An 11,887-nucleotide genomic window follows, 5' to 3' on the forward strand; every position below is an offset into this window, starting at 1 on the left:
CCGCCGCGCCGCCGTCATCCAGAGCCTGTTTGCCACTGCCAAACTCAACGGCCTGGACCCGGCACGCTGGCTCGCTGAGACACTTGAGAAACTGCCTACCTGCCCGAACAGCCGAATCGACTCGCTGCTGCCATTTTCGGACTCTACGCTGGCTTGATTCCGCTGTGAAGGTGGAGCGGTTGGACGCTTACTGAGCTTTGCCAGCATAGAACCTACGGTGGGCTATGCTGGTACTGGAGGAATATGGAGTGAGAAGCGCAGGGGGCATGAGATTCGGGCCACAGCATGGAATCGCCCGGCATCGCGCGTGCGCTGGCGATGGCACAGAAGGACGGTTGATGGACGAGCCGTCCGGCGCCCTGGATGCGCTGACTCGCGAGCACTTGCAGGGAAGTTACTGAAGACCGTAGTAGTCACCAGGTCGACCGTGGTGATGGTGACGCACGATGTTATTGAGGCAGCCCTCCTCTAGAGCCGTATCGCTATGCTGAGCAGTGGATCTGCGGCCGCCATTGGCGAGATCGTCGAGGTGGAATTGGAGCGACCGCGCGACCGGGTAGCGCTAGCGCAGTATCGTGCTATTACCGAGCATCGCAAGGCGGTGCTACTGTTCTTGCATCGTAAGCAGGCGCATTTTTACGGCGGAACTGCCCTAAACCCAAGTGGCGTAAGCAGGTCAGCGCTGGTCACGTTCAGGTCCCCTGCGACACGATTGGTATCGGGTGGCACCACTCCTTCTAGGTGTAGTCCGGCACCGCGCGCAGGTTCAGCATCCATTCGCGCACGGTCCTGCGGGCGACGATCTCGACATAGATCTCGTTCGAGTAGATATCCCGAGGTGGGTAGCCGGTACGTCGACGCTCGCTGTCAGCAGCGGTTGTAAACTGATACAGGCAGCGATTGAAAACTGATACACCATTTTGAGAAGATGGCCGCTTTGCGGAGCGGCCTTGAAACCCAAAGAGGTGTACGTGGAAATCCAACTACTGAAGAAGCATGGGTTAAGCCTTCGGCAGATCGCCGCCGAGGTAGGCTGTGCAGTGAACACGGTGCGCCGGCACCTGGCCCTGGAGGCCGTGCCGAAGTACGAACGCAAAGTCAAACGCCAGACGAAGCTGGCGCAGTTCGAGCAGTACCTGAGGGATCGGCAGCAAGCTGCTCAGCCCGACGTGATTCCAGCCACCGTGCTGTACCGCGAGATTGCCGCGCGCGGCTACGAGGGCGGCATGAGCCAGTTGAGGGCCTTCGTGCGCACCTTGCGCCCGGCGCCTCCCGCCGATCCGGTGGTGCGTTTCGAGACGGCGATGGGTGAGCAGCTGCAGGTGGACTGGGTCGAATTTCGTAAAGGCAGCGCGCCATTGCACGCGTTCTGCGCGACGCTCGGCTTTAGCCGGGCCAGCTACGTGGAGTTCGTCAACAACATGAAGGTGGATACCCTGATCGCCTGCCACGAGCGCGCCTTTGCAGCGTTCGGCGGCGTGACGCGGCGGGTCCTGTACGACAATATGAAGACGGTGGTACTGGAGCGCGATGCGTACGGTGAGGGCGAGCACCGCTTCCACGCCGGCTTCCTGGACTATGCCAGGCATAGCGGCTTCGTGATCAAGCTGTGCCAGCCGTACCGGGCCAAGACCAAGGGTAAGGTCGAGCGGTTCAACGGCTACCTGCGCCGATCGTTCTATGTGCCGCTGGCGAGCCGGCTGGCACAGAGCGGCCAGAAGCTCGACGTCGTGACGGCCAACGTCGAGGTGGCCCACTGGCTGCGCGAAGTGGCCAATGCGCGCATCCACGGCACGACCGGAGAACCGCCAGCCGAAGCCTTGAAGCGGGAAGTGGAGCACCTGCAAGCGCTGCCGGCACCGTGGCGGGCGGACATCGCGGCAGCCAGGCCGCAGCCGGCTGCTGCAGCACCTGCGGCGCCGCGGCCGGCAGCAGTGGTGGAGCGGATCGCGCAACCTTCTCCGGTACAGCATCCGTTGCAGGTGTATGACGCGCTGCTGGTGCGGGTATCGGAAGGGGTGGCGGCATGAACCTGCAGCATGAGCGTATCGCGGCGTTGTGCGAGAGCCTGAACCTGCCGTTCGTGGCACAGGGCTACGGCGCCGCAACCCAGAAAGCAGCGAAACAGGAGATGGCCTACAGCGACTTCCTGGAGGGGCTGCTGAGGGAGGAAGCAGCTGGGCGCAACGTGCGCAAGCAAAACACGATGACCCGTCTGGCAGGATTCCCCGTGGTGAAGACGCTGGACGAATTTAACTATGACTTCGCCAAAGGCGTAAAGCGCAGCCAAGTCGAGGAGCTGGCCGGCCTGGGATTCGTCGAGCGGCATGAGAACGTGGTACTGGTCGGGCCGAGCGGTGTAGGCAAAACGCACCTGGCGATGGCACTGGGTTACAAGGCCACGCAGGCCGGCATCAAGACGCGCTTCACGACGGCGGCCGACCTCATGCTGGCACTGACGACGGCGCATACGCAGAACAATTTGAAAGCGGTGATGCACCGCGCGATCAAGGCATATCGGCTCTTGATCATCGACGAGATAGGTTACTTGCCGATGAACCGGGAACAGGCCAACCTGTTCTTCCAGGTGATCGCGGCCTTGTATGAGCGCAGCAGCCTGATCGTGACCAGTAACCTGCCGTTCGGACAATGGGACACGACCTTTGCGCAGGATACGACGCTCACCGCGGCCCTGCTCGACCGGCTGCTGCACCATGCGCATATCGTGCCGATTGCAGGTGAGAGCTACCGGCTGAAGCACCAGCGACAGGCCGGGATGATGAGGGGGAGCGATGTTGCAGAAATGGGCTGAACACGGACGGTGTTCGGCGACGGCGGTGTATCAGTTTTAAATCGCTGGGACGACGAAATCTGTATCAGTTTTCAATCGCCGTTGACACTCGCCTCGAAAACCGCCACGGATGGTGCCGCTGAACCAGGCCGCGGCGAGCGGAAACGTGGCTTGCGGGAAGAGCCGCGACAGACTGCGTTGCAGGTTGAAGCCCATCGCGAACAAGGTGCGCTCAGGGCCACATTCCTGGATTTCCCAGTAGGGCAATCGCCGTTCGAGCAGCGGGCCAAAGGCTTGAAGCGGGGCGGCGAGGCAGTAACCTGCGATGGCGCGAGTGCAAAGGTGTCGGGATCAAATAGGCGATGCCATCGACTGTCATGCGTTCGGCGCAGTCCACCCTCATGGATGCTCCTCGGGTTCAGGCCGTGCTCAGGGGGCTTTTTTCTTCTGCACTTGACGTTGCTGCTGCTTGCGCTGCGTCTGGTTGCGGTTCTGCTTTGCTTCATACAGCGCGACAGCGTCACGCTTCGCCTGGGCGACCGTGCGCAGTTCTTCCTTGTCGTCGTGCGTGACGAAGTAGTCGTTGGCCTGCGCGTCGACCACCAGCTTGATCGCGGCCTCGTCGCTCAGGTTGTAGATCTCGGTGAGCAGGGTCGTTACTTCATCGAGAAAGTCTTCATAAGTCATGGCCATGGCGCGATCGTCCTTGAGCGAAAGGGGAATAATAGAATGAAAAACAGGCTGGAAACAAAAACGCCAACCCGAAGGCTGGCGTTTTTGTTGAATCTTTGGTAGGCCGTGCGTGGCTCGAACACGCGACCAACGGATTAAAAGTCCGCTGCTCTACCAACTGAGCTAACGACCCGAAGAAGCAAGATTATAGGGCCAGGTCATGAACCTGTCAATTGCCGAGCCCGATCTGTTAGCGCAAAGTAGTAATGTCCCCTCTCCGCTAAGTAGAAATGTCCCCTAGGATGCCCTGAAGGGGGACGGGACAGTGCTCAAGATGACAGCCAAAGACGTGTTGCGTAGCCAGGTGATGGCACAGGTAGTTGAGGGTAAGCTGGATCAGGAAAGTGCTGCCAGGAGGCTGGGCATCAGCACGCGCCAGGTGAAACGTCTGAAGCGGCGTATGCTCGACGAGGGCAATGCAGGGCTACTGAGCAAGAGCCGGGGCAAACCGTCGAATCGACGCACGCCACAAGAGAAGCTGTCCAAGGCATTGGACCTGATCAGGGCGCACTATGCGGATTTCGGTCCGACGTTGGCATGCGAGAAGCTCGACGAACTGCATGAGATCCGCCTATCAGTGGAAACGGTGCGCAAGGCGATGATTGCGGCGCAACTGTGGAAACCGCGTCGTGGCGCAACAGCGCGGACACACGCAATGCGCGAGCGCAGGGCCCGGCGCGGAGAGCTGATCCAGATCGATGGATCGCCGCACGACTGGTTCGAGGGCCGCGCGCCCCGCTGCAGCCTGTTGGTGTTTATCGACGATGCCACGAGCGAGCTGATGGCATTGCGTTTCGTCGATGCCGAGACGACGCTTGGATACATGAGTTTGCTGGAGGAGCACATCAGAAATCATGGCCTGCCAGCGGCCCTGTACAGCGATCGTCATAGCATCTTCCGGATCAGCACGGGCGACAAGAGTGGCGTCGGTGAAGGGCAAACGCAGTTTGCACGCGCATTGGAACAACTCGGTATCGAGGGCATCCAGGCTAACAGCCCGCAGGCCAAGGGACGAGTCGAGCGAGCCAATCAGACCTTGCAGGACCGCTTGGTAAAGGAGATGCGGTTACAGGGCATCAGTAGCCAGCAGGCTGCCAATGCCTGGCTACCGCAGTTCATTCGCGCCTTCAACCGGCGCTTTGCCGTCACGGCCGTGCTGCCTGAAGACGCTCATGTGCCGTATGGCGGAACCGAAGCTGCTCTACGCCGAATCCTCTCGGTGCATACACCTCGCCGCCTGTCGAGCAACCTGAGCTGTCAGTTCAATGGCTTGCTGTATCAGATCCAAATTGCCGACCAGGGGCGAGCATTGCGTGGCGCCAGCGTTACTATCGTCACCCATCCGGAAAGTGCGACCGAGGTCGTCTGGCAAGGCCGGGTTTTGCAGCACACATGCAGCAGCAAGCCAATCAAGCAGCATGAGGCGATCGACGGCAAGGACATCAATGGCAAGGTCGAGCAGGCACTCGCCCGACGCCAACCGCCACAGCCTATCGGACACCCCTGGAAAAAACGCATGGAAACGCAACCGGGCACCGTCCCTGTACGTGCTGAGTTCGCCCATACGAAATCGCATCTGGCCCCTGTCACCAATCCGTGATCAAATTGGCAAGAGGGACATTTCTACTTTGCGCAACAGGGGACATTTCTATTTAGCGTTGACATTGCCGAGCCCGATCAAACCGCGCTTGAAGCCCGCTGCTTACTTCAGCGAAGCCAACCGATCCCGCGCCGTCTGCGCCGCGCTCGAGTCCGGATACTTGGACACCAGCGTCTGCAGCGACTTCTTCGCGTTCTTGTTGTCCTTCAGCAGGGCGTAGCTGCTGGCGATGTTCAGCATGGCGTCCGGCACCTTGGCGCTGTCGGCGTAGGTGGTGGTCACGACCTGCTGGGCCGCGATGGCCTTCTTGTAGTCGCCCAGTGCGTAATAGGTGTTGCCCAGCCAGTACTGCGCGTTCGACGCATACGCCGATTGCGGATACTGCTTGACGAATTCCTGCAGCGCGACCGAGGCCCCCTTGTAATCGCCCGACTGGAACAGCGCGGTGGCGGCCTCGTAGGCGGTCTTCTCGGTCGGCATCACTTCGGCGGTCTGGCCGTCGATGACTTCCTGGCGCGGCTCGAAGCGTTTCATGCGCGCGTCGAGGTCGGCGTACAGCTGCTTCTGGCTTTCCTGGGCCTTCGACAATTCGTTCTGCAGCACTTCGATCTGGCCGCGCAGGCGGGCGATCTCGCGCATGGACTGCTCGTGCTGGTTCAGCATCTCGATCTGGACCGTCTTGTCCGACTTGCCGTCGATGCGCGCGGTCAGGTCGCGCGTGATGTTGTCGACCTTGGTGCGCAGGTCCAGGATGGCCTTGCGCGCTTCGTCGTCATCGAACGGGCCGGCCGCGGCATGCAGCGGCATCCACAGGGCCAGGACGAGGCAGGCGAGGCGGGACGGAGACAGTTTGATCATAAGCGTTGCTCTTTCTAAACCGGTTGCTGAGATAAAACGGGGCGGGTAGCAGTCTGCACTGCGTCCCGCCCCCTGTCAATCAACGCTGATCGGCCCGATCAGCCGGATTGATTACTGATAAACGATGTCAGCGCGGCGGTTTTCAGCCCAGGCTTCTTCGTTGCTGCCGGTTGCTTTTGGCTTCTCTTCGCCCAGCGAGACGGCTTCCATCTGGCCTTCCGACACGCCCAGCGACGCCATCGAGCGACGGACGGCTTCGGCACGCTTCTGGCCCAGGGCCAGGTTGTACTCGGTGCCGCCGCGTTCGTCGGTGTTGCCCTGGATCAGGACTTTACGCGAGGTGTTCTTGGTCAGGTAGCCCGAGTGGTTCTGCACCACTGGCTGGCCGTCGGCGCGGACCACGAAGCTGTCGTAGTCGAAGTAGACGCTACGGTTGGCCAGGACGCCTTTTGGATCGTTCAGTGGATCGACGGTGCCGGTTTCCACTGGACGGATGTCACGGCTGTCAGCCACTGGTGCTGCTGGCTCTGGCGACTTTTCAACGACTGGAGTTTCTTCCAGTTTGGTTGGCGACGAGCAAGCGGCCAGCAGGGCGGCAGCGGAAGCGATGAAAGCGAGACTCTTGAAGTTGCGCATGGATTTTCTCCTGTTCTGGTTAAGGTTTTACTTCTTACTTCATGAAAGGACCCCAGCTGGGCTCCCGAATGTTTCCCGCTTTGGTCGTCAAGCGTTGCTTGACCCGTCCATCCACTGACACCACTGCAAGCGAGACGCGCCCGCCGCCCTTGGTTGCATACATGATGTACTTGCCGTTAGGCGAAAAACTCGGTTCGGTGGCCCCATCGGCCAGGCGAAGTTCCCGGCCGCTTGCCAGGTCCATCGCATATAAGGAGAAAGCGCCGCCGCGCTGCGAAATCCAGGCCAGCGTCTTGCCGTCCGACGAGACGCGTGGGCTGATATTGTAATTGCCATTGAAGGTCACGCGGGTCGCATTGCCGCCCGAGACGCTCATCTTGTAGATCTGAGGACCGCCGCTGCGGTCGCTCGTGAAGTAAATGGTCTGGCCGTCGGCCGAGAATTGCGGCTCGGTGTCGATTGCCGGATTGTTGGTCAGGCGGCGATGGCCGCTGCCGCTCGAATTGACGGTATAGATTTCCGTATTGCCGTCCTGCGACAGGGCGACGGCCAGGGTGGAGCCGTCCGGCGACCAGGAAGGCGCGGAGTTGTTGCCTTTTTGGTTCGAAACAACGTTGCGGCGACCGGTCATCAGGTCTTGCAGATAGACCACCGGCTTGCGGTTTTCCATCGAAACGTAGGCGACCTTCATGCCGTCCGGCGACCAGGCCGGCGAGATGATCGGCTCCTTGCCCTGGGTGGCGATGATCTCGTTCTCGCCGTCGGCGTCGGCCACGGCCAGCGCGAAGCGGTTGGCTGCGCGGTCTTCCTTCACATACGCGATGCGGGTCGAGAAGATGCCGCGCACGCCGGTCAGCTTTTCATAGACGTCGTCGGCGATGCGGTGCGCCTGCAGGCGGGTGTAGCGGGGCTGGACTTCGCCGCCCAGCTGCGAGATTTCGCCGCCCTTGACGGTGTCGAGCAGCTTGTAGCGGATCGCGAAGCGGCCGTCCGGCTGGCGTGCCACGCTGCCGACCACCAGCGCGTCGGCGCCGCTGGCCTTGAAGGCGCCCAGGTTCACCTGGCCGGCGTCGGCGTCGCTGATCACCTGGCCGGCGTCGATGACCTTGAACACGCCGCTGCGCTCGAGGTCGGCGCGGATGACGGCCGAGACTTTATCCGGCGCGACGGATTCGTCCGCGAAGGCGGCGATGGCCACCGGAATCTGGTTGCTGCCGACGCCGGCGATTTCGATCTGGATCTGCGCATTGGCTGTTGTCCCGATTGCGAGGGAAACGCTGAACAGCAAAATGTGAAGTTTTTTCATGGTGTCTCTAGTAAAACTGGTTCGAACCGAATCAATCGTAATCTTTCATCGAGAAATTCACGTCAAGCGTACGCTCCACGGTCCCGTCCTTCTTCTTGGGAAGCGGAGATGCTTTCTTGATACCATTTTCCACTGCCCTGTCAAATTCTGGCACACCGCTGCTTTTCACAAGGCGCACCGACATGATTTCGCCGGTTGGCAACTGCTCCACCCGGAACGTGGCGCGCGGATTGCCGGCCACGTCGGTATTGCCCGGATAGGCGGTCGCGCTCTTGATCGCCGCCGTGATCGCGGCGATATAACCGCCATCGCTGCGCGGGCCGGTCGATTTCGCGGCGGTGCCGGTGCTGCCCATGGCGCCGGCCATGCGCTGCAGTTCTTCCTTGCGCAACTTGTCGAGTCGAGCGTCTTCCGCTTTGGCGGCAGCCTCGGCCTTTTTCTTCTTCTCGGCAGCGGCAGCGTCCGCTTTTTTCTTCTCCGCGAGCTCTTTCTTCTTGCGTTCGGCTTCCTCGAGTTTCTTCTTCTCGGCTTCGTCGCGCTTCTTCTGTTCCGCTTCCTCGCGCTTCTTCTGCTCGGCCTCTTCGCGCTTGCGCTCCTCGGCTTCCTTGCGCTTCTTCTCTTCGGCGGCAGCCTTCTTCGCTTCTTCTTCCTTGCGTTTCTTTTCTTCGCGCAGCGCGATCTCGGGATCGGGCGTCGGCGCAGGACGCTCCACCGCCGGCTCCGGTGGAGGAGGTGGCGGCGGTTCCGGCGCGGGCTCGGGTTCCGGTTCGGGTTCTGGTTCCGGCGCGGGCTCGGGCGGCAATTCGGGCGCCGCGGCGGTCTGCACCGACATGTCCCACACCTCGGCCTCGACCGAGACCGGATTGACCTTCTGCCAGCTCACGCCGATCGCCAGGAAGGCCAGCAACGCCGCGTGCACCGCCACCGCCAGCAGGAACGATGGCAGCGGTTTCGGTTCAGGCGGCACGTGGTAGGGCGTGCCGTGGTTGGCGGACTTCGGTGCGGTCATGGCGTCGGCGTCACTGGGTGGCCAGGCCGACCCGGTTGATGCCCATCTTCTTGGCTTCCGAAATCAGCTGGATCACGTCGTCGTACTTGCTGTCGCGGTCGCCCGCGATCAGGACCGGAAAGTCCGGATTCTCGTCGTGCAATGCCTGCAGGCGCTGCAGCAGGGCGGAGCGGTCGGCCACTTCGTCCTGGGCGACTTTTACTTTTCCGTGCACGCCGATCGAGAGCTTGTTGCCCGGCTCGATGGAGATCTGGATATACGTGTCCGGCGGCAGCGCGGATTTCTCGGCGCGTGGCAAATTGACAACACTAGGCGCCTCATTCGCAGGCACCGCCATGAAAATGATGAGCAGCACCAGCATCACGTCGATATACGGCACGACGTTGATCTCGGACTTGAATTTGCGGCGACGTCCGCCGCGCATGCTGCTGGAAAATGCCATCCCGATGCTCTCCCGGTTCTCGTGGGCGGATCAGCGCGACTGGCGCTGGAGGATGTTCGAGAATTCTTCGACGAAGCTCTCGAAGCGGTTCGCCAGGCGGTCGATGTCGTGGGTGAAGCGGTTGTACGCGACCACGGCAGGGATTGCGGCGAACAGGCCGATCGCGGTCGCGATCAGCGCTTCGGCGATGCCGGGAGCGACCACCGCCAGGGTGGCTTGCTCGACGCTGGCCAGGCCGCGGAACGAGTTCATGATGCCCCACACGGTGCCCAGCAGGCCGATGTACGGCGAGACCGAACCGACCGACGCCAGGAAGTTCAGGTGGGTGTCGAGCGAATCGAGTTCGCGCTGGAACGAAGCGCGCATGGCGCGGCGGGCGCCGTCGAGCACCGAGTTCATGTCCAGGGCTTCGCGCGAGGCCTGCTTGCCCTTGATGAATTCGCCCATGCCGGCCTCGAAGATGCGGGCCAGAGGGCCGCTCTGGTCGCGCTGGCTGCTGGCGCTCTGGTGCAGGGTGTGCAGGTTGCCGCCGGCCCAGAAGCTGCGCTCGAACTGCTCGGTCTGGGCGCGCGCGGCGCGGATCGCGAACACCTTGCGGAAGATATAAGTCCAGCTCACGATCGACAGCAGCAAGAGCAAGGCCATGATCAGCTGCACCAGCACGTGGGCATTGGCGATCAGGGATACAAACGAAAGGTCGTGGGTTGCGGTCATGGCTTAACTTATATGATTTTTCAGGCGGCACGCATTTTAGCAGCCACGTCGTCGGGCAGGGAACGGGGACGCGTGGTTCGTACGTCAACGCAGCCGATCTTCACATTGGCCGAATTGAGCAGCACCTCGCCGCACCATGCTTCCTGGAGAAACTGAACCGAGGCGCCGCCCACTTTCGTCACGCTGGTGCGAATGCTCAGTTCGTCGTCGAGACGGGCGGCGTAGCGGTAATCGAGGGTCATGCTCCTGACGACGAAGGCCGTATGGTCGGCGTCGATCAGCGTTTGTTGTTCGATGCCGAGCGCGCGCAGGAACTCGGTACGGCCGCGCTCGAAGAACTTCAGGTAGTTGGCATGATAGACAATGCCTCCGGCGTCGGTATCCTCGTAATAAACCCTGACTGGCCAGTTATACACTGAAGGCATTCTTTGTTGCCGAATTAATGAAAACGGGAAATATTTTACGCGACTTTCCACTTTAATATGTACGCTGACGTACGTTGAAAGCGGAAAAGTTTTGCGCTCTGATAGCACGGGGGCGTGCTTTTGAGCAGTAGTAGACTTGAAACGTGGTTAAAAGACCAATCACTGTAACACTTTCTCACAAATGATAGGTGCGTGATTGGTCTTGCTGGGCAGGGTGGTGAATGCGTAGGGTTGGCGGGGGCGCCGCCGACCCTACCGATATCGCGCGCCTTTTCAGCCGCGGCGCACGTTGAATGGCGAGAATCCCTGGCAGGTCGGCATCAGCTCGATGCTGTTGACGTTGACGTGCGGCGGCAGCGTCGCGATCCAGAAAGCGGTGTCGGCGATGTCCTTCGCGGTCAGCGGTTGCGTGCCCTCGTAGACCCTGGCCGCGGCCGCGTCGTCGCCCTTGAAGCGCACGTTCGAGAATTCGGTGCCGCCGCACAGGCCCGGCGCGATATTGGTGGCGCGTACGCCGGTGCCGACCAGGTCGGCGCGCAGGTTCAGCGTGAACTGCTCGACGAAGGCTTTAGTTGCGCCATATACATTGCCACCCGGGTAAGGATAGTGGCCGGCCACCGAGCCGATATTGATCACCAGGCCACTGCCGCGCGCCACCATGTCCGGCAGCACGGCGCGGGTCATGGTCACCAGGCCCTGGCAGTTGGTCGCGATCATGGTTTCCCAGTCTTCCAACGGCACTTCGTGGGCCGGCGCCGTATTCAGCGCCAGGCCGGCATTGTTCACCAGCACGTCGATCTGTTTCCATTCCGGCGGCAGGCCGGACAGGGCGGCCTCGATCGAGGCGCGGCTGGTGACGTCCAGCGTCACGGCCAGGGCGCTGTCGCCCAGTTCGCGCGCCAGGTCGGCGATGCGGTCGGTGCGGCGCGCGGCCAGGACGACGCGGTGGCCATGTGAAACAAAAGTGCGCGCCATTTCGGCGCCGAAGCCGGCCGATGCGCCGGTGATGAAGACGATCATGATGGGTCCTTGGATGGCAACAGGATGACAGGCGAGAAAGGCAAGGCGCGCTGCCGAACCGTAAAATTGTAGCCGAAACGACCACGGGTCCGCTGGGCGCCGTGCATTCCCGGCCGGCACAGCGGTTTCCTTGCCCTACGATGGGGAGTTCAGTACAATTTGGAGTCCTTACGTCTCACGTAACTGGCGAAACACCGCGTGCGCGCACCATTCGGATGCGCGGCGCGGCAAAGGTGGGCACCCACCGGGGAACGTGAGACGCCATACGCCGTTCGCCTGGGCAGCCATCAACCGGTACGCGTTCGATCGCGGCTGCCTGCGCCCGTGCCTACGGCCCGCCCCGGCTCCCGCCTG

13 protein-coding genes, 1 tRNA gene, 1 pseudogene and 1 riboswitch are annotated in these 11,887 nt (G+C 61.6%); of the genes and pseudogenes, 5 read left to right on the top strand and 10 right to left on the bottom strand.

Going from position 1 to position 11,887, the window contains the following annotated elements:
• The 4 genes and pseudogenes from HMPREF9710_RS27455 to istB all read left to right on the top strand — a co-directional run.
• A partial coding sequence (locus tag HMPREF9710_RS27455) for a transposase domain-containing protein (protein ID WP_005671240.1) occupies positions 1-157 on the top strand: 157 nt, incomplete at its 5' end.
• A gap of 137 nt (positions 158-294) precedes the next feature.
• Positions 295-634: pseudogene (locus HMPREF9710_RS28730) on the top strand (ABC transporter ATP-binding protein); the annotation flags it as partial.
• A gap of 316 nt (positions 635-950) precedes the next feature.
• Positions 951-2,030, top strand: a complete 1,080-nt coding sequence (istA, locus tag HMPREF9710_RS25290; RefSeq protein WP_005663623.1) for an IS21 family transposase — start codon at positions 951-953, stop codon at positions 2,028-2,030.
• The gene (gene istB / locus HMPREF9710_RS25295) at positions 2,027-2,812 is read left to right on the top strand and encodes an IS21-like element helper ATPase IstB (protein WP_005663619.1); all 786 of its coding nucleotides are present in this window, start codon (positions 2,027-2,029) and stop codon (positions 2,810-2,812) included. The genes istA and istB overlap by 4 nt, the downstream gene beginning before the upstream one ends.
• A gap of 408 nt (positions 2,813-3,220) precedes the next feature.
• On the opposite strand, the gene HMPREF9710_RS25305 is transcribed toward istB, so the two are convergent.
• Together HMPREF9710_RS25305 and HMPREF9710_RS25310 are read right to left on the bottom strand one after the other, a co-directional pair.
• Positions 3,221-3,484, bottom strand: a complete 264-nt coding sequence (locus tag HMPREF9710_RS25305) for a complex I 30 kDa subunit family protein (protein WP_005671242.1) — start codon at positions 3,482-3,484, stop codon at positions 3,221-3,223.
• Positions 3,485-3,580: 96 nt separating this feature from the next.
• A tRNA-Lys gene (locus tag HMPREF9710_RS25310) sits at positions 3,581-3,656 on the bottom strand.
• A gap of 141 nt (positions 3,657-3,797) precedes the next feature.
• Between HMPREF9710_RS25310 and HMPREF9710_RS25315 the strand changes: the two genes are divergently transcribed.
• On the top strand, positions 3,798-5,123 hold the full coding sequence (locus tag HMPREF9710_RS25315) for an ISNCY family transposase (protein ID WP_005671140.1): 1,326 nt from the start codon (positions 3,798-3,800) through the stop codon (positions 5,121-5,123).
• A 102-nt stretch (positions 5,124-5,225) separates the two neighbouring features.
• Here the strand turns inward: HMPREF9710_RS25315 and ybgF are convergent, their stop codons facing one another.
• The 8 genes from ybgF to HMPREF9710_RS25355 all read right to left on the bottom strand — a co-directional run bounded on the left by ybgF (position 5,226) and on the right by HMPREF9710_RS25355 (position 11,533).
• Positions 5,226-5,981 carry a tol-pal system protein YbgF gene (gene ybgF, locus HMPREF9710_RS25320; RefSeq protein WP_005671243.1) on the bottom strand — a complete coding sequence of 252 codons (756 nt, stop codon included), beginning with the start codon at positions 5,979-5,981 and terminating at the stop codon, positions 5,226-5,228.
• 111 nt (positions 5,982-6,092) lie between these two features.
• The gene (gene pal / locus HMPREF9710_RS25325; RefSeq protein WP_005671244.1) at positions 6,093-6,617 is read right to left on the bottom strand and encodes a peptidoglycan-associated lipoprotein Pal; all 525 of its coding nucleotides are present in this window, start codon (positions 6,615-6,617) and stop codon (positions 6,093-6,095) included.
• Positions 6,618-6,651: 34 nt separating this feature from the next.
• Positions 6,652-7,923, bottom strand: a complete 1,272-nt coding sequence (gene tolB, locus HMPREF9710_RS25330; protein ID WP_005671246.1) for a Tol-Pal system beta propeller repeat protein TolB — start codon at positions 7,921-7,923, stop codon at positions 6,652-6,654.
• A 31-nt stretch (positions 7,924-7,954) separates the two neighbouring features.
• Entirely contained in the window at positions 7,955-8,830 is an 876-nt protein-coding gene (gene tolA / locus HMPREF9710_RS25335; protein WP_229409935.1) for a cell envelope integrity protein TolA, read from the bottom strand.
• Positions 8,831-8,942: 112 nt separating this feature from the next.
• Complete coding sequence (locus HMPREF9710_RS25340; RefSeq protein WP_005671249.1) at positions 8,943-9,374, bottom strand: biopolymer transporter ExbD; 432 nt, start codon at positions 9,372-9,374, stop codon at positions 8,943-8,945.
• Between the two features lie 30 nt (positions 9,375-9,404).
• Complete coding sequence (gene tolQ / locus HMPREF9710_RS25345; protein WP_005671250.1) at positions 9,405-10,088, bottom strand: protein TolQ; 684 nt, start codon at positions 10,086-10,088, stop codon at positions 9,405-9,407.
• Positions 10,089-10,108: 20 nt separating this feature from the next.
• On the bottom strand, positions 10,109-10,513 hold the full coding sequence (ybgC, locus tag HMPREF9710_RS25350; RefSeq protein ID WP_005671252.1) for a tol-pal system-associated acyl-CoA thioesterase: 405 nt from the start codon (positions 10,511-10,513) through the stop codon (positions 10,109-10,111).
• Positions 10,514-10,786: 273 nt separating this feature from the next.
• Positions 10,787-11,533, bottom strand: a complete 747-nt coding sequence (locus HMPREF9710_RS25355; RefSeq protein ID WP_005671253.1) for an SDR family oxidoreductase — start codon at positions 11,531-11,533, stop codon at positions 10,787-10,789.
• A gap of 169 nt (positions 11,534-11,702) precedes the next feature.
• Positions 11,703-11,822: riboswitch (ZMP/ZTP riboswitch) on the top strand.
• The last annotated feature ends 65 nt before the right edge of the window (positions 11,823-11,887 follow it).

This window comes from Massilia timonae CCUG 45783, assembly GCF_000315425.1.
Lineage (GTDB): Bacteria > Pseudomonadota > Gammaproteobacteria > Burkholderiales > Burkholderiaceae_D > Telluria > Telluria timonae.

Excerpts from the sequence above, each read along its gene's own strand:
- istB (WP_005663619.1), top strand. The coding sequence starts at position 2,027 with ATGAACCTGCAGCATGAGCGTATCGCGGCGTTGTGCGAGAGCCTGAAC.
- HMPREF9710_RS25305 (WP_005671242.1), bottom strand. The coding sequence starts at position 3,484 with ATGGCCATGACTTATGAAGACTTTCTCGATGAAGTAACGACCCTGCTC.
- HMPREF9710_RS25315 (WP_005671140.1), top strand. The coding sequence starts at position 3,798 with ATGACAGCCAAAGACGTGTTGCGTAGCCAGGTGATGGCACAGGTAGTT.
- ybgF (WP_005671243.1), bottom strand. The coding sequence starts at position 5,981 with ATGATCAAACTGTCTCCGTCCCGCCTCGCCTGCCTCGTCCTGGCCCTG.
- pal (WP_005671244.1), bottom strand. The coding sequence starts at position 6,617 with ATGCGCAACTTCAAGAGTCTCGCTTTCATCGCTTCCGCTGCCGCCCTG.
- tolB (WP_005671246.1), bottom strand. The coding sequence starts at position 7,923 with ATGAAAAAACTTCACATTTTGCTGTTCAGCGTTTCCCTCGCAATCGGG.
- HMPREF9710_RS25340 (WP_005671249.1), bottom strand. The coding sequence starts at position 9,374 with ATGGCATTTTCCAGCAGCATGCGCGGCGGACGTCGCCGCAAATTCAAG.
- tolQ (WP_005671250.1), bottom strand. The coding sequence starts at position 10,088 with ATGACCGCAACCCACGACCTTTCGTTTGTATCCCTGATCGCCAATGCC.
- ybgC (WP_005671252.1), bottom strand. The coding sequence starts at position 10,513 with ATGCCTTCAGTGTATAACTGGCCAGTCAGGGTTTATTACGAGGATACC.
- HMPREF9710_RS25355 (WP_005671253.1), bottom strand. The coding sequence starts at position 11,533 with ATGATCGTCTTCATCACCGGCGCATCGGCCGGCTTCGGCGCCGAAATG.